Source organism: Streptomyces sp. NPDC004647, assembly GCF_040609575.1.
GTDB lineage: Bacteria > Actinomycetota > Actinomycetes > Streptomycetales > Streptomycetaceae > Streptomyces.
In genome coordinates, this window is record NZ_JBEXKU010000001.1 from 61,859 (window position 1) to 80,681 (window position 18,823).

2 protein-coding genes (1 of these 2 only partly in view) are annotated in these 18,823 nt (G+C 69.9%); both read left to right on the forward strand.

From position 1 onward, the window contains the following. Complete coding sequence (locus tag ABZW18_RS00240; RefSeq protein WP_356179824.1) at window positions 1-483, forward strand: hypothetical protein; 483 nt, start codon at window positions 1-3, stop codon at window positions 481-483. Then, window positions 484-18,823 carry the 5' portion of a UvrD-helicase domain-containing protein gene (locus ABZW18_RS00245; protein WP_356179827.1) on the forward strand. 11,819 nt of this gene lie beyond the right edge of the window, so only the first 18,340 of its 30,159 coding nucleotides appear in the window; the start codon lies at window positions 484-486; its stop codon lies beyond the right edge, outside the window.

Below are 18,823 nucleotides of genomic sequence, written 5' to 3' on the forward strand. Positions count from 1 at the left end.
ATGAATGGGTACGGGCGCCGAGCACAGCGGCACTGGCAAGAGTTCCGGCCGCAGCAGGCGGCGGGACTGGATGACCCCGAGGCGTTCTTCGCACAGCTGGGCACAGACGCCGCGCGTGAGGTCAGCACCCTGTGGAGTGCCGAGCGCCTGGCGGAGCCGCTCGTCGAAGGCGAGTCCTTCCTGGAGCGCGCAGGGCGATTCCAGCGCATGCGACAGGAAGCTGAGTCCGCGGTCCTGGGTGAGCTGGTCCTGCTGCCGGCCGAGGCCGATCCGGACCTACTGGACGACCCGCACCTCGACAGCGCTGAGCTGGCCGAGGAGCAGTGGCGCGAGCACCATCTTCATGGGCTTCTGGCTGGCCGGTGCGCGCCCGGGGACTTCACCGCGGGGGAGCGGGAGCGACTGAGGGCCGATGCCCCGGCACGTCTGCTGGAGCTCACGGGGCTGTCGGATGCCGCTCTGCGGCGTCAGGGGCTGCTGTAGATGGCGGCCGATGAGGAGGGCTTCCGTCCCCAGGACCAGAACGACCTCGCCCCTGCTGCGCCGATGGCCCGCTTGGAGGCCAACCTGGAGGCCTTGCGCGTACTGCGCCGCATCCAGGCAGAGGAGCGAGCCGCGACGGACCAAGAGCGTCGCGTCCTGGCGCGCTGGTCGTCCTGGGGCGCGCTACCGAACGTCTTCGACCCGTCGAAGGAGAAGAGCAAGAGACAGCGCCGGCAGTTCGAGGAAGCGCAGGAGGAGCTGCGGGAGCTGCTGAGCGAGAGTGAGTACGCGGCAGCGCGGCGCACCACGCTCAACGCCCACTACACCGACGCCGGGTTCGTTCGGGTGATCTGGCGGGCGCTGCAGGCGCTCGGCTTCCAGGGTGGCCGGGTCCTGGAGCCGGGCAGCGGGGCAGGCGTGTTCATCGGCATGGCGCCCGAGGGTGCCGAGATGACCGGTGTGGAACTCGACGGGGTGACTGCGGCGATCTGCCAGGCCCTGTACCCGGAGGCGCGGGTCCGCAATGAGGGATTCGAGGACACCAGGATCCAGATCGGCGGCTATGACGCGGCGGTCGGCAACGTGCCGTTCCACCGCACCCCGCTGGTCGATCCGCGGCACAATCCCGGCAACTATCCGATGCACGACCACTTCATCATCAAGGCCCTGGAAGGCGTGCGGGTCGGGGGAGTGGCTGCTTTCATCACCTCCACCGGCACCATGGACAAGCCCCGTAAGGCCGCCCGCGCGGAGATGGCGGAGCTGGCCGACCTGGTCTGCGCGATCCGGCTGCCCAATGGCGCCCACGCAGCGGCGGCCGGCACCGATGTCGCCACCGATCTGCTCGTCTTCCGGCGCAAGGCCCCGTCCCACAAACGGCAGGGGGCAGCGTTCGCCAAGACACTGGAGATGCACCCGGTTCCGGGCGACGAGAAGGTCATCGACCTCAACGAGTACTTCCTCAAGCACCCCCGCAACGTCCTGGGTCAACTGACAGCGGGCCGCGCCCGCGGCGACAAGCACCGCGCGGAGGTGGCCTCACGCGGAGGCGACACGGCGCAGGCCCTGGAGCGCGTCCTGGAGCGGGAGATCGCGGCCGCGGCCGAGGCGGGCTTGGTCATGACCCCCAACCCGGCACGACGCGCGGAGGAAACGGGCGGGCCGGACGCCCAGGAGCTGTTCGGGGCGGATGCGGCCCGGTTCGACGGCCGGATCGTCGAATTGCCGGACGGATCGTTCTGGTCGGCGCACCTGGAGGACAGCGAACCGCACGCGTGCGCCAAGACCCAGCGTGGCGAGCTCAGGGCGCTGTTGGCGATCCGGGACGCCGTAGTGACGCTGCTGGATGCGGAGACGGCACCGGTCTCCGATGAGACGTGGCTGGACTTTCTGCGGGCCGGACTCAACCAGGCATACGACACTTACGTGGCCGAGTACGGGCCGGTCAATCGCTTCACTCGCAAGGAGATGACGCGCAGGCTCACCTGGGATGACCTGCCGGAAGAGTTGGCCGATGAGATAGCCGACGCCGCGCTGGCCGTGTCGGGGCGCCGGCTGGGGCCGAAGCAGCGGCAGGCGTTGGACAACATCGGTGACGGCGTGCTGCAGGATTCTGACCTGGAGATACTGCTGGGCTGGGATCCCGACAAGGCTCCGGGTGGTCTTGGAAAGACGCTGACCCTGTTGCGGGCCCTGCGGGAGACCGCGCGCGAGAGCGGTGCGCTGAAGGTGTGGGCGCGGGTCCCGCCGCCGCAGGGCGGCTTCGCCGACGACCCGCATGCCGCGCTGGTGTATGCGCTGGAAGAGTACGAGGAGGAGTCCGGCACCGCCCACAAGGCGGAGATCTTCACCCAGCGGGTGGCGGTGCCCCGCAGCATCCCCGACCGTGCGGACACTGCTGAAGAGGCCGCGGCGATCAGCCTGGACCTGCACGGCAGCATCGACCTCGACATCGTCGCCCGCCTGCTCGGTCTTGCGGATGCGCGGGCTGCGCGAGAGGCCCTGGGCACGATCGTGTACGAGGAGCCCCACACGGGCCGACTGGTGCCGGCCGCTGAATACCTCTCGGGCAACGTCCGTCTCAAACTCGCCCAGGCCCGGGACGCTGCCGACGTCGATGACAGGTTCGCCGTCAACGTTGCGGAGTTGACGCGTGCCCAACCGCCGGATGTGCCGCCGGAGGAGATCCGGGTCAAGCTCGGTGCCCCGTGGGTGGCGGCTGCCTACGTCCAGCAGTTCCTGCGTACCACGCTGCGTGATGACTCGATCAAGGTGGAGCGGGCTGCCGGGGCTACCTGGACGGTGACCTGCGGTCGCGAGATGACGGTGATGTCCACCAAGGTGTGGGGCACCGAGCAGATGAACGCGGTACAGATCGTGACCGCGCTGCTCAACCAGCGCCCGATCCGCATCACGCCGACGTTCCCGGAAAAGGCCACACGGGCGGTAAAGGCCCAGTTGCGGGCTGAGGCGATGACCGCGACCACGGTCGCCAACAAGCAGGCCGGCCGACTGAACGAGGAGTTCCGCAGGTGGCTGTGGAGCGATCCCGATCGGGCCGAGGAGCTCGCGGCGCTCTACAACACGCGCTTCAACTCCGTCGTCCTGCGTAACTATGACGACCACCCGCCGATGGCGCTGCAGGGCCTGTCGACGGCCTACACGCCCCGATCTCATCAGACGGCTGCGGTGGCGCGGATCGTCAACGAGCCGGCCGCGCTGCTGGCGCACGAGGTCGGGGCCGGCAAGACCCTCGAGATGGCCATGGGCGCCATGGAGTTGCGGCGCCTGGGCATGGTCCGTAAGCCCGCGATCGTGGTGCCCAACCACATGGCCGAGCAGTGGACGCGCGAGTTCCTCCAGGCCTACCCGTCCGCGAAGCTCCTCACCGCCTCCACCAAGGACCTGGGCAGTCGGCGCAAACGCAAGCGGTTCGCCGCGAAGGCCGCCACCGGCAACTGGGACGCGATCATCATGACCTACGGCGTCATGAAGGCCATCCCCCTCTCGGCCGCGGAGCACCAGCACTACATTGCCGAGCACCTCGAGGAGTTCGACCACGACCTGGAGCGCCGCCGGGAGCGCTTGAAGGCCGAGGGCAAAGACCCCAAGGACGACCCGACCTTCAAGGAGGTCGAAGGCAAACGCCTGGTGCGCGAGCAGGCCCTGAAGAAGCGCATGCGCAGCATGGGCGATACAGGGATCTCCTGGGAACAGCTTGGCATCGACTATCTCTTCGTCGACGAGATCCAGAACTTCAAGAATCTGTACAACCCTTCCAACAACGCCGGTCTGTCGATCGCCGGGTCGGTCCGCGCGACCGACCTGCACATGAAGCTGCAGTACATGCGCCGCATGCATGGCGAGCGGGTCATCACTGGGGCGTCGGCCACCCCGGTGGTCAACTCCATCGCCGAGGCCAACATCTACAACAGACTGCTGCGTCCCGACATCCTGAAGGGGATGGGCCTGGCCAGTTTCGACGACTGGTGCGCCAACCATGCCGAGATCGACACCAGCATCGAGATCGCGCCCGAAGGCGGGCTGCAGACCAAATCCCGCTTCGCCCGCTTCACCAACATGCCGGAGCTGCTGACCGCCTGGTGGATTCCCACCGACGTCAAGCTCGCCGAACACCTTAATCTCGAGACCCCCCAGCTTGCCGGGGGTGGGCCGCAGATGGTCCACTGCCCGCCCACCAGCGTCCACCCCGAGATCGCCGAGATCGCCAAGAGCCGGGCTGCGGACATCCGCTCCCGCGCGGTCGAGCCCGACGAAGACAACATGCTCAAACTGTCCAGCTGGATGCGGCAGGGCGCGCTGGACCCCCGCCTGATCGGCTACGAACTCGAACCCGGTGAGATCACCAAGATCTCGATCGCTGCAGACAAGATCGCCGAGCTGTATCACGCCCACGCCGGCGACATCTACCAGGGCAAGGACGACACGGAGCCCGACCCGCTGCCGGGGAGCCTCCAGCTTGTCTTCGCCGACCTCGGCACCCCCTCGAAGGATGCCATCAAGCAGGGCAAGTGGACCGTCTACGACGGGCTGCTGATGGAACTGGCCGACCGCGGTGTGCCCGTCGACGGCATCCGCTTCATGCAGGAAGCCAAGTCCGACCGGGACAAGGCCGCACTCTTCCGAGACTGCCGCAACGGCAAGGTATCCGTCCTGATCGGCTCCACCGAGACGATGGGCACCGGCACCAATGTCCAGCGACGCGCCATCGCCGTGCACCACCTGGACTGCCCGTGGCGCCCCGTCGACCTGCACCAGCGCAACGGGCGCATCCACCGGCAGGGCAACATCAACTACCTGCTGAACCGGCCGGTCCACATCTTCAACTACGTCACCGAGAACAGCTTCGACGCCTACGTGTGGCAACTGGTGCTGTACAAGGCGAAGTTCATCCAGCAGCTGATGAGCGGGAAGATCACCGACCGCGTCATCGAGGACATCGCGATGGACGACTTCGAGCACATGCTCGAAGCGATCAGCATGGGCGCCGGCGACCCCCGTCTCCTGCAAGTCGGCACGCTGCAGAACGAAATCCTCGTCATGGAAGCCGAGAAGTTCGCGCACAACAGCGCCCAGGAAGGCCTGCGCCTCACCATCGAGGACGAGACGCGGCAGGCCGAGCAGATGCAGCACGACATCGACCTGCTGACCTCGATAGTCGGCGACGGCACCAGCCCCGGCCTGCGGCGCTCCACCCGCGGTACCGCCTTTGAGATGACTGTCTCCGGGCGCACTTACACCAAGCGCAAGGACGCGGCAACCGCGCTCGGCTACCGGCTCGAGGATGCCCGTGACGAACTGAGGCAGATGGCAGCCGCCGCCTACGAGGGGGGGAAGACCTCGCCTGAGCCGACGATTGAGGTCGCGGTCCTTGGCGGTGTGCCCATTGTCGCATCGTGGCACTGGCCGGAGCTGCATCTGACCTTCGGCGCCGGTGAAGCGACCAAGGTAGACCTCGAGAAGGGAGCAGGGGCAAGCAGCGGCACCATCCAGTCGCTGGAGTACCGGCTCGCCAACCTGGAGCAGGACCTTGCCCCCGCGCACGAGGAGCGCACCCGGGCGCTGGCGGAGGTTGACAATGCCCGCGGTCATCTGGGCGTCGCCTTCTACGAGGATGACAAACTCGCCGAGGCCACGGCGCAGATGGTGCAGCTGATGGCCGAGCTGGAAGCCGAGGCCCCGGCCAAGAGCGGAGGGCCGGAGGGGGCGATCCCCGGCTACGCGGCGAACGCCGACGCAGAAGACGAACCGGTGCTGGCCCGCTCCGGAGCTGGCTCTGGAGGCGGCTCGGGCCGCTCCCGTGACCGTCGCGGCGGAGGAGGTTCGGGAGGAGAGCCGGGCGACGAAGACAGCGGCACTGCTTATCGCCTTTACACCGACCGGCTCGGCACCCTGATCGCCGACCGGCTGCTGCACGAAGCCGTCCGCGCAGTCCTGACCAGTCACCCAGAGGCTGCCGCCTCCCCGGCCGGCCGCTCCCTGACCGAGGCCGTGAACCGTCTGCACGCGCAGACTCGCGAGCTGCGCGCCCAGCGCCGGGACGGCCAGCCCCTGCCCGCCTCTGCCGCCATCGTGTCACCCCGCCGGTGGGCCGAGGCAATCGACCAGGCGGCCACGGATCTGGGCCCCGAGCCTGCCGCCCGCGACCTGAAGCGGCTCGCCCGCCTGGCAGGACAGCACGAGGAACGCTGGACGGCCACCCTCGCCAACCCCTCGGCGCTGGCCCTGTGGGAGAAGTCGACCGAACCGGCACCGGACCCCTCCGGCGCTGAGGACGGCCGCGAATACGTCCGCCTGAACGAACTCAGCCTCTCCGCCCGCTACACCGTCGGCACCGAAACCCTCGCTGCACACACCCTGCTGCGGCGGCTGATGGACATCAGCCCCGGCCTCCTGGCCGTCACCAGTTCGGGCCGCCGCCTTCACGCCCGGCGCCGCGACGCACAGGACATCGAAGCGATCACTACAGGAGCCCGACCAGCCGCACTCGGACGACGCACCCCCGAAGCACCGGATGCCACCACCGCAGCCGAACCGTCACCCGCCCAGCCGGCAGAGGCCCCACCCTCCTCTCCGGACACGCGCTCCGAGAGCACGCCGGAGCCCGGACAGGCCGCGTCGCAGCCCGAGGCTCCGGCCGCAGACCAGACCTCGAACGCGCTACGAAAACTGCGCCGGGAGTACGGCCGCACGCTGCTTGCGGCAGCCGTGACCGACCCTGACCTCCTCACGGCGCACCAGCACGCCGCCCAGCGCGACGAGGAAGGGTGGATCGGCGCGGTGCGGCGCTGGTACGACGATGCGAAGGAACGCGGCCTGGTCGACCTCGCCTCGATTCTCGGCGACGATGACCCCGTCGAGCTCGAGAAGGACCTCCTCCAGCACCTCGCCAGCGGGATCTTCCAGCAGGCCGGGCGCATGGGGACCGATCCCGAACACCGCTTCATCCGCCTCATCCAGGACACGGGCGTCCGGCACCAGGTCACCTACCCCCGAGAAGGCGGGCTGCGGCACACCTTCGACGGACAGGCCATGACCGTCGCTGCGGCAGCCGAACGCTACCTGGGCATTGACTCCCGCCCGGTGCCCGGCCACGACGGCTACCGCATCCGCCCTGCCGGCCTCACACAGCACCCGAACTGGGAGGTCTACCACCCCCAGCACGGCGTCGTGAACGACGGTTTCGTCTGGCATCAGGCGGACACGGCGCCCCCCGGATGGCGGCCCGACAGTGACCCCGAAGGCCCGCTGCACGACCGGCCGGAGCAGGCCGCCGCGCGCGCCCTGAGCATCCTGCCCGTGCCCGCAGCCGAAGCCGGGCAACTGGCTTTGGAGACCCCGACGCCCGCCCCCGCCGAAGCCAAGGGATCCGACGACGCCGACGAGCAGGCTCACCGCCGTCAGCAGGAGGAAGCAGACGCCCCAGTCGCTCGCGACACGGGCCAGGCGCCAGACCAACGCGCGGCCGGGCCGGATCAGAGCCGCGCCGAGGCACCGGACGTCACGCCGCGGGCCCCCCGCGACGCCCGGCCCGGCACAGGCGCAAAGGCGCGTAGCCCACAGCGGGAGCCCTTCACACCAACGGCGGTCGACATCGGCACCCAGGCGTGGACAGATGCCGCTGCCGTACCTTTCCCCAGCACCCCCGAGTGGCAGCGCGCCATGGCCGCCGTCGATGCTGCAGAGATTCAGCTCAGCCACGCGGCCGCCCAGACCTGGAGCCGGGACGACAAACCGGGCGCCTTCGCCCGGCTGCGCCATGCCCTCTTCGCCGCCGTCGCGGCTCAGGACGACCGCGACTTCGCCGACGCCGAACGGTTCCTCACCGAGACGCTTGACCGCGCCAGCCGCCTGCTCGGCTCACTCGACGACCGCGAGCGCCCCACCCTGGGTGCCACCCTTGCCTCCTTCACCACCCTCACGCGCGAATTCCTCGCCCGGCACCGGGCGACCCTCACCCAGCGCGGTCACGAGGACCAGCAGAGCCGGGACGCTGAGGCTGTCGACCGCGCCCAGTTCGAGGAATTCATACGCAGCCTGCAGGAGCGCACCGGACCCTCGTCCGAGGACGAGGCCCCCGGTAGCCCCAGAGAGGGGGCCGCGATACCCGCCGCGGCGCAGGCGTGGACCCTGCCCGATGTGGCCAAGGCGTACCCGGACACCGGCGCCGTCACGCAGGCAGCCCAGCATCTGCAGCGGCTGTTCGCCGAGTGGTGCGAGAACCACCACGACCGGGCCGAGGACTTCGAGGACATCGTCACGCTGCGCACGGCATGGGCCCAGGCCGCCGCCGAGACACCGCAGGACGGCCTCTCGCAGCTGCCCCACTACCTCGCCCACACGCACGCACTGTCTTGGATCCAGCGCCTGCACGACGACCTCAACGCCGTCGGCCGCCGCAATCGCAACGGGCCCTGGGCGGAACAACTGCGCCACCTCATCCGCGCCACCGACAATCACCTCGACCGCGTGGCAGCCACCCTGGTCACCAGCGAGCGAGCCCCCGACCAGCCGGCCGCTGCGCTCGCGCCCTTCGCCAGCCAGGAAGAAGCCGCCGCCAGCCTCGCTGACCTCGAGGAAGCCCTGTCCGCAGTGCGGGATGCGGCCGGAGACCTCACACAGATCGAGGCCCCCCAGCACCGGTGGGCCCTGAACCTGTACGCGCTGCTGGAGCAGCCAGGCCGATTCGGCTCCGCGAGCGCACATCTGGCGGCCGTCGACAGTGCCCTGAACCAGATATGGGAATGGCACCGGATGCCCGGCGCCACACCGGTCGCCGGTCCGCTCACCCCCCTCAACGCCGCAGCATCCGACCACTTCGCGCGGGCGGCCGCCACCGCCCGCACTAACCCCGAGGTGCTGGCGGCAGCCGTTACGGCGACAGCGCCGGCTGTGACGCTCACCGACCGTCTGCTCGGCCCCGGGCTGTCACCGCACACTCTCGAAGAGTTCTGGACCGACCAGCAGAGTCTCCTCCAACGCGGGCAATCCCTCCAGCAGCGCGGCGCGTTCCGCCCGGACAAGCTGGCCAGCGAACGGCGCGTGGCAATGCTCCTGAAGGAACTCAACAGCCACACCGCCGACACGGGGCTGCCCGACCCGGTGCTGCCCGCGCTCTGCACCACCCTCAGCGACCTCGTACGCCAAGTCGTCACCGAGCGCCGCGAGGAGAAGTTCCGCTACGGCATGGGCGACGAGCTCAGCAGCTGGGCCACCCGTGTGCGCAGCCACGCCCGATCCGCACAGAGCCTGCTGCACGAGAACGACCCGGACTTCCAGACCGAGTTGGCCGCCCTCACCCAAGCAGCCCTCGCCGACGACACGCTGCTCGACAGGCTGCACCACACCTCGCCCACAGCCGAACTGCCGTACGCGCCCGCGTTCTGGGAGTGGCTGAACCAGCGCTCGGCGTCGATGACACCGACGGTGCGCCGGGCACTGGACAGCAGCATCACGCCCTCCGGCCTCCGAGGCGCTTTCGGACAGATGTGGCAGCAGCTCAAGGACGCCGCCCCTGATGCTGTACCGGCGCAGCCGCTGAGCGAACCCGACCCCGGCCTGCCCCTGCCCTCTCTGTGGCAGCACGTTGGGGAGTTCGTCCGGGACCTGGTCGATGCCGCCAGCGCCGATCGGCGCCTGGCGCAGCTCATCGTCGCCAACCCGCCGGACAACAGCCTCGTCGTCCAGGAAGTCGTCGACTGGGTCGCTGACTACTTGATCGACCACGAAGCACGGTGGCCCAATGAAGACACTGTCGTGTGGGGCTACTTCGGCGAGAACCCTGACTTCAGCGACTCCCTCAACGCCCACGTCCACGCTTCCGTCGCCCGCCGCGCTCACTACGCCAAGACCCTGCAGCCGGACACGTACTACCTGCTCACTGGCGTCGGGGAACCGGTACTGCTCACCGGTGACAGGGTCGACGAACACCTCACCTCCGCGCTGGGACGGCCGCGGATGCGCCTGGGCGACGAGGCGGACACCCTGGGCGTGTACGACGGTAGGAGCCGCCAGGGAGCCCTGCTGCGACTGCCGCATCAGGGCGAACTGGCCGCGTTGGCCCAGGCGGTGCAGCCCGGACAGTCGCCCCTTGAGATCGCACGCCAAACCCCAGCCGCGTTCGCCGGGCTGATCAAGGCATGCGACGCGAACGAGGACCTCCGCGCCGCTCTGCACCAGCCGCGGCCGGTTCAGGAGAGCGCCGCTGCGGAAGCGGACGCCCGGCCCGCCGGCGCGGACTGGGACCTGGGGTCGAGCAAGCCACGCCCCTACGCCGCTGCCACATCCGACGACGGTGACAGCGCATGGGACGCCGCGCAGCGCCTCCACCGCGCCCACGAGGCATGGCTGGCCAGCTACGTGCCCCGCCTCGGCGACACAGAGGGCACCGAACTGGCCGCCCTGCTACGGCGGTTCAGCTCCTCCTGGGGCGTCGCGCGCGTCTCCGCCCAGCGGCACAGCGCATACACCCAGCAGCTTCTCACCGTTACACGCGCCATCGCTCGCGCCACCGACCTCCTGCGGCACCCCGAATTCCAGCAGCGTCCCACTGGCGGGGGAGACCCTGCGCTGCGAGCGCTCATCCGCCGCGCCGGGGATCACCTCGACCGGCTCGCTGCGACCCCCTGGCCAGGGCCCAGCCGCGAACGCCTGTCCAGCCTTTCCCAGGATGCGGCTGCCTATCAGGACGCGGAGGAGATGCGCGCCGCAACCGCGGCCGTCGACGTGCTGTGGCGGGCCGTGCAGGATGCCCTGCCGCCCACCGGCGCCCCACGCCCGCGGAACGCAGAGGACCTGACCGCCGTCATGGAGGCCCGGATCGACGGGCCGGAGCTGGTGGAACGGTTCGACGTCGCTCACTACGCCGCCGAACAGCTCGCCCAAGGCGCACCTGAGCCCCTGGGCAGCGCGGCCACCGCCCTGGCGACAGCCCTGCAAGAGCACGTGGCCCGAGCGGCGGCCACCGCCTACCGGTTCCCGGCTGAACGGCTCGAGAACATCGAGGACGACCGGTGGCGCGTCCGGCTCGATGACGTCCGGCCCGGGCCCGCCACGCCCTACGAGAACGCCGACGCCTTCACCGCCGCCCACGCCCAGCTACAACACCGCGTCCGTCAGGTGCTCAGTGCCCTGCACGCCGACCTGGACATCACCAGCGAGCGCTTGTTCACCTACGTCGGACAGATCCTCCTCGACACACCGGCCCTCACGCCGCAGGGGCTGCCGGACGAGAAGTGGCCTGCCGTCAGCGCGGAGCTGCGGCGCCTGGCCCACCGGGTCACGGCCGAACGCCGCGACGAGGGCAACCACCGCGGCACCACCGACCTAGAGAGCCTGGCCCGCGACGCTGCGCTCCACGCCCGGCGCACCCACGCCCTGATCAATGAAGCGTCGCCGCAACTGCAGGAACACATCGCCGCCCTGCGCGAGGAAGCTCTCGCCGACGGCCTGCCCACAGCTCTCGCCATCCCGGCCTCACCGCTGACCGAACACGCCCCACTGCCCTACGCCCCAGCGTTCATGAAGTGGCTGGCCGACCGCATCCCCACGATGCCCGCAACGCTGGCGCACGCCCTGTACAGCGACATCACACCGCAGGGACTCACAGGCGCCTTCGGTGACCTGTGGCGCGACCTCACCGACGCTGCCCACGGCCCGATGGCACCGTCGGAGATCCCCTGGCCTCTGAAGCCCATGCTCCCCGTGCCACCGGGCTGGGAGGACCACGCCACCCCGATTGAACAACTGATCGACCTTGCCGGGTCCGACCCCGTCCAGAGCGTTCTGACCCGCGGGCAGGCGCTCGACGAGGACACCCTGGCAGCTCTCACCAAGGACATCTCCCGCGCGGCGCTGGAATTCTTCAAAGACGAGGGCGAGTTCCTGCGCAGGTACTTCGACTCCACACTCGACGACGGTGCCGTGCTGACCACCTACATGCTGGCTGAGGTGGTCCAGCGTGAACGCCTTGAGCTGCTACCCCGCGCTAGCGAGCAGCCATACCTGCTGGAGCTGGACGGGCAGGCACACGTCATCACCGGCCAGAATCTCGCCGAGGCACTCAACGGCTTGGACCAGCCCCAGCTTTGGGGCGGCGGCCGGCTCACACAGGTCCTCGCCGACCACCACGGTGCACGAGGCACCCTCGTCACACTGAACTCCACCCAGCTGGACGCCTTCGTGCGCGCCGCCGAGAGCGGCACCGCAGAACAGGCCCAGGCCCTGCTGCGCGCGAATCGCTCGCAGTGGTCCGATCTGGCCTGGGTCGCACACCAGCACGAGTACTACCGCTCGGCGCTCGTCGCGCACGCCACCGCGTCCACCGGCACCGAGCACACCGCCGACGCGCCCGAGACGCCTGCGTCCCTGAACGCTGCCGCGATCGCTGCCTGGCAGGTGCCCGATACCAATGCCCTGTACGACGATGAAGACACGGAGGCGTATCCGGACCAGGAATCCGCCCGCGCTGGGGCGCTGCTTGTGGTGGCAGCCCTGGGGGAGTGGACGCGCACTTGGAGCGGCCGCCAGCACCGGGCGGAGAAGGATCTCCGCTTGATCGCCGATGAGGCCGCCGCGGCCCTGCTGGCCGATGCGCTTGCCGACCAACCGGGCGCCAGCGGCGCGGCCGCCCGCGCGTGCCGGCAGGTGGCGGATCTGGGGTACGAGTTCCTTGCGGTGCTCGAAGACGACTTCTTCCGCGAGCGTACGGCGGCGGCCCTGGCCGAGCGGGCCTTCGAGCACGTCTGGAGGATGCACGCCACTCACGAAATGCTCGCCACCAGCGGCACTACCTGGCTGCCCGGAACCGCCACGGCCGAGCAGGCGGCATCGCACGGCCGGGCAGGAAGCATCGCCGGGCAGATGCCCGGTTCCCAACTGATGCGCGCTGCCGGCGCAGAACGGTACGACGAGGCTCAGACCTACACCGCGGCGGAACTGTACGCCCTGGCGTCAGGCAACGGTGCCCAGGACCCGGACTGGTCGGACGATGTCCTGCAGATCACCGTGGGCGAGGAGCAGCACGTCTTCACACCTGTGGCCGACGGCGAAGCCATGCGTCTGTCCATGCGCTTGCCCGGACGGAATCGGCCCACGTTGGAGGAGCGGGCCGAGCATGTAGCCGCGGCCACCCCGCCTGCCGTGCTCACCCAAGCGGAGCTGGAGGCCGCAGCCACCGCACTCGACGAGCTCCACGAGGACGCCGTACTCCTGTTGCGCCAACGCCTTGGCAATGCCCCCGAGATCGCCGCGCTGGACCAGGCGGCGCCCGGACTCGGCAGGCCCTACCAGACCTGGTACCAGCAGGCAGCCCAGAGCCGGGCGTACGCGGACGCAGCCCGTACCGGACGGCGCGTTCTGGAACAGAAGATCGGCAAGCGGCGCCGTGACACTATCGCCGACCCCGCCCACGCCGCGCTCACCCTGCTCGAGCGCGCAGCCGAGCAGCTCGCCGGGAGCCTTTCACCGGAGATCCGCGCAAACCCCGGCTATCCGAACCCGTACGAACGAAGCCACGTCCGGCGTGACCAGCAGACCATTGCCGCCCTGGTATCGCTGCTGCGCACTGTGCCGCGTCCTAGTGATGCGGCTGCTGAGCTGGACCAGGCCGTCGAGGACGCCTGGGGGGTGACGGACGGGCATCGCCAGGTAGGCGGGATCGCCGGAGAGATCCACCGTCACCGGGCGCTCGATCAGGCCGTGGTTGCCCTGGAGCGGGACGGTCGCGGCAGCGGGGGCGAGTGGGCCAAGCTCCTGCACACCCACGTCAACCACCACATCGACCGCCTGACCCGCCACCTTGCGACCTTGTCCGACGGCGACGAGGGAGCGAAGGCAGAACGCGCACTGCTCGCCGCCGATAGCGGCCAGCAGAACTCCGCGCATCTACCGGGCGGCACCGCCTACACCGATCCGGCCGCAGCACGGGCCGCGCAGGACGAGCTGCTCGACCTCCTGCTCGCGGTTGCCACCGACAACGACTACCCGTTCCTCACCGGGTGGGCGCCCGTCGTACTCGCGCAGTTGCTGCAGGCCCAAGCGCGCGGCGTCGTCTACAGCGACTACGCGGTTCTGCATGAATTCGCGGTCCAGGCCGACCGCACGGCGCAGTGGCGGGTGGCCGAGCGTGTCCCCGGCGTCCAGGATTTCTTCCCCCTGGCCGAGGCCGCCTGGACACATGCGCTCAACTTGTCGGCCACCGCGCAGGACAGCGATCCGCGTCTCGAGCTGGCGCTGGTGAAGCTGCAGCGCCGGGCCGAAGCCGACGCGCAGCTGATGAGCTATGCCGAACCGGGCGTCGACCAGGCGCTGAGGCGGGCGGAGTTCAGCAGGTGGCTGGGCGAGCGGGACTGGCACGAGGGCATGTCGGACGAGGAGTTCACCCTCATCGAGGACGCGATCGCCCGCGCGTCCACTCCCTCCGGACCGCCTGAAGAGGCCCCTGACTACACGGGTGCGATCGGCGCGATGTGGCAGCGCATCCGTATCTCCCGCCCCCGGACCATCGCCGCCGCGCTGGCCGAGGAGTTCCCCGGCGGGACGATCCACAAGTCGATCACGCCGTTCCGTACCCGCCGCACCGAGCTGCTGCTCCTCGCCGAGCCGGCCCTCGCCCTGCCGGACGTGGTGGAACGCCTTTCCAGCCCGCACCTGGACGACCTGGGCGCCGCAACGCTCCAGCACGCCGTCCATGCTCTCGACAGCGACGCCGATCTGAACCACCGCGCCGTTGCCTACCGCAACGCCTTCGACCTGGCCCGGGCCGCCCGCTACACCGAAGAGCAATCCCAGGCCCTCAACCTCCCTCCCGGCGAGTTGGCCGCGCTGACCGCCCTGCGCACGGCTGCGGAGGAGACTGCGGCCGCCTGGGCGGCCTCCGCCCAGGACGACACGGCGCGGGCCCGGCTGTTCCCCGACGGGCGGGGCGAGGAGGTGCCGCTGTGTCCGCCCCCGGCGAGCACAGCGCCCGCCGGCGCGGTCACCGACGCCGAGCGGGCCGCAGCCGCGGTCCTCCAGACCTGGCTGCTGGGAGTCAACGGGCTGCCGCACGCCGCGTGGGGAGGCGCCGGCTACCGCCTTGACGCTCGCCTCGACGGAAGCTTGTCCATCACGCTCACGCCTCTGTGGGACGAGGCATCCAACGCCCGACAGCAGCGTCTTTATGTACTGCGCCAGATGGGCTGGAGCCTGCAGGTCACCGAGGACGGCGAGCACAGCCACCTCCACCTCCAGCACCTCATCGCCGAGCTGCCTCACGGCGCCAGCGCCGAGCAGTGGAAACTCGCTCACGAGGTCCGCGGCATTCTCAGCACCGGTGGGCCGACCAGCGTTCGGCCTGACCCTTGGCCGGAGGTGCGCCCCGCGACCGAACGGGACTTCCCCGGCGGCGCGGCGAGCGGCGCCGTGATCGTCAGGCGCGCCCCGTCGCCCGAATACGTTCTCAAGCAGGCCGGGTACGCAGTAGTGGGCGCGATGGACAGCGGGCTCGCCGTGTGCAGACCCGATGGTGCCGTTCCGGTCGGTAAGCACTCGCCGGCCTGGAACGCGCGTCCCACCGCAGTACGCCTGCGGACCGTTACCGCGGCCGCCACCCAGGTGCACGCCCAGCTCACCGCGCTGCTTGAACCGGTGCACCAGCGCCACCCTGAGCTGATCCAGATCGACAGGCTGCAGGGCATATGGGACGAGCTCGCCACGATCGACACCGAGCACCCGCTGCCGACCTCACCGCCCGGCATCGTCCTGGACATCTCCGACCGGCGCACTGCCGTACAGGGTTCACACATTTACCGCCTGCTCACCCAACTCAAGAGCGAGGAAACGACGGCCGGGACCCGGTTCGAGGCCCTGTACGGCCCGGGCGCCGCCCGCTACGTCAGCGGCCTCGCATCCTCGCTGCAGAGCCTGCTCAACGAGTACGCCAGCGGCCGCACCGACTCCAGCGAGCGGCACCTGAACCCCGGACGCCACCTGGCCCCGGGCAACCGCCCGGACGCATCGCAGGAGATCTGGGCGCGCTATCGGGAGATCGTGGCTCAGGGCGCCCAGCACGAGACCTCCGCACCCGCCAACACCAGCGCCGACCACGAGACACCGCCTCCAGCGGCCAGCGGGGGAGCAAGTCACGATGCCACGCCGCCCCCTGCCCCGGAAGGAAACGAGGAACCCGACCACGTCGCTCCCTCACCAACCGTCCGCGCAGGCCGCGCAGCCGCCTTCGCCGCCGACCCCTGGCGACTGTATGCAACCTCGCGCCACGGTGAGCTCAGCATCCTCGACGGCACCGAACTCACCGCGCAGCTCGAGCCGCTGCTCGCAGGCGGGGGATACGCCTATGTGGACGCCGATGACGCAGTCGTCGTGGAATTGCCGCCCAATGACCGAATGGTCGCCATACCGGTGACGGCCGAGGAGGCCGTCGCGTACCTGGCGCGCATGCCCCGCCATGCTGTGGGTCCCCTGCCCCTCGAACGCCCCCGCTTCGCCCTGGCCGACGACGTCGAGGACCATCTGCGGGCGGGAGGAGCCGAACTGGCAGACCCCGGCAGGGCGTTCGTCAGCGACGCCCGACGGGCCGTACTCCACGAGATCGCCGACTCCGCCACCCTCACCCTGTCGAGCGCGGGGCGCCTCGCCCTCTACCGCGATGCGGCCCTTCAGTGGCACATCGCACTGCCCGGGCCCATGACCGACCTGCCCGGCCTGGAGCGGACGTTCGCCGACAAGCGGGCCGCGCACAACTTCGCCGGAATCGTCGAAGACGCGCTGGTCAACCGACACGACGAGCGCTTCCCCTTCGACTCGCCCTTGGCCGCCCATCTGATGCGGCTGTGGCCCACCGTTCAAGGCGACAGCGCTCTGCAGGCCGTCGCCCGGCTGGCCGCCCGGCACCTTGACCACCATGACCCCGAGTCGGAGGCCAGCGCACGCTACGAGCGCCAGCAGGCAGAGATTGCCGCCGGCTACACCGCCACCCTCACCCGCCGGAGCCTGAGCCAGGGCGACCAGATCAGCTTCTCCCACCAGGTCACCGCAGCCGATCTTGCCGCACGCCGCTTCCCCCACGCGCAGCCCGACGAAGGCGAGTGGATCACCATCCGCGGCACCGTGGCGCATGAACCGTGGATCCAGAACGAGTCGGCGAATATGGACGGGAGTGGCGATCAGGCGGCCGCGACGGATCCGTGCGACCACCGCTACCGGTGGCTCTACGTTCAGGCCGAGCAGCCCGGTGGGCACATCCACTCCTACCTGACCTGCGAATGCGGCGGCCAAAGGCTGGGGAACTTCAACCAGCGCACCTCCACCCTGGCCAAGGTAGGCAGCATCAAAGCGGCGTCGACCCAGGCTGCCGAAGGCGTCGCCGAGCGCAACAGCTGCGAGATCACCAGCACATGGACCGTCGTGGACCAGAACACCAAACGCGCCGCCGTCCGCCGGACCCTGGAGTCCGATAAGCGACCCGCCGCGACCCCGCAGGCGGCAGACGCCGAGCAGACGACAACTCCCATCGGTGAACCCACCGGACACCGTGAAGAAAACGACGCACTAGAGCGCTGGATCTCGCTCAGGGACGCGACTTGGCACGGGCACGGCACGGACGCCGCGGGCGCGGTGACGTGGGACGCCGCCCCAGCGCCCCGCGAGAACATTCGCCGCATGCCGCCCGTTCCTGCGGTTCTGCGTGCGACCGCCGCGGACCTGTTGGACCTCTGGCCCGAGATCCCCCGCGACTACGACAAACGCCACCACCCCGGCCGCAAGACCTGGAAGGCACTGCCGCCATTCCAACTTGCCCGCGACCTCCTCACCGGCCTCGCGGCAGGCAACACCTACACCGGCGACCCCCACTACGACCTGCGGCTCGCCCAACACGAACTCGGACACGTCAGCAACCGGGTGGGCGACGAGCCACACTGGCGCGCCAAGATCGCACCGCTGACAGACGCGATCGAAACCGTTCTGCAGCAACACCCAGCAGACCGGCCCGCACGTGGTACCGGTCCCACCGGGTGGCCGCTCGCCTACATCTGGGAGCTCACCGAGGGCGAGATCTACACCGCCTACGGATACTCCGACAGCGCCGTCCCCGGCAACCCACCCCACCGGACACAACTCACCACCAAAGCCAGAGGCCACGGCATCGAAGGCAAAGGATTCTTCCAGCGGGGCCGCGGCAAGACCCTTCGCCGGGGCCATCACGTATACGGCGACAACTACGCCCTCTTCCTGCCGCTGGGCGACATGGTGGAGGTCTACCCCCGGCGGCTGCGCCTGCCCGCTCTGACCGCAGCAGCGTCACCCGCCCAGGCTGTGACCCCAAGCCGGGAACAGGAAGCTGCTCCCGGACCTCAGGTCCCGGAACCGGCCGGTGTGGACGACAGCGCCGTCCCCGCGTCGGTCCATACGGGTGCGGCCGGGCCTACGGCAGGCGCTGGCGCGGAGGCTGGCGAGACCGGCCAGCCCGGCCCTGTCACAGCGCCCGCGGCAGACCCAGCGCCCCCAGTGCCACAGGCATTCACCGGGCGCCGCCAGATCAGTGCCCCACCGGCAACCGGCAACCGCCGCGTAGCGGACCCCGCTGCGGAACTGGCCGAAGCCAACCGCTCTGTTGACGCTCCGGAGAAAGAACTGCCTCCACACCAGCGGGGCCGTGTCCTGTTCGTACAACAGACCAGCACGATCCCCTTCGTCTATGCCTCCAACGTGCCCGCTGACGCAGTGGAGTTGGTCGAGTCGTTCGGCTTCCGGCGCCTGGAACCCGCTCCGCAGGATGTGATCGGCGCGGCCTGGGCACTGCCCGGCCCATGGGGCGAGGAGA

Bases quoted from the DNA above. Each gene is read 5' to 3' on its own strand.
- ABZW18_RS00240 (WP_356179824.1), top strand. From the start codon at position 1: ATGAATGGGTACGGGCGCCGAGCACAGCGGCACTGGCAAGAGTTCCGG.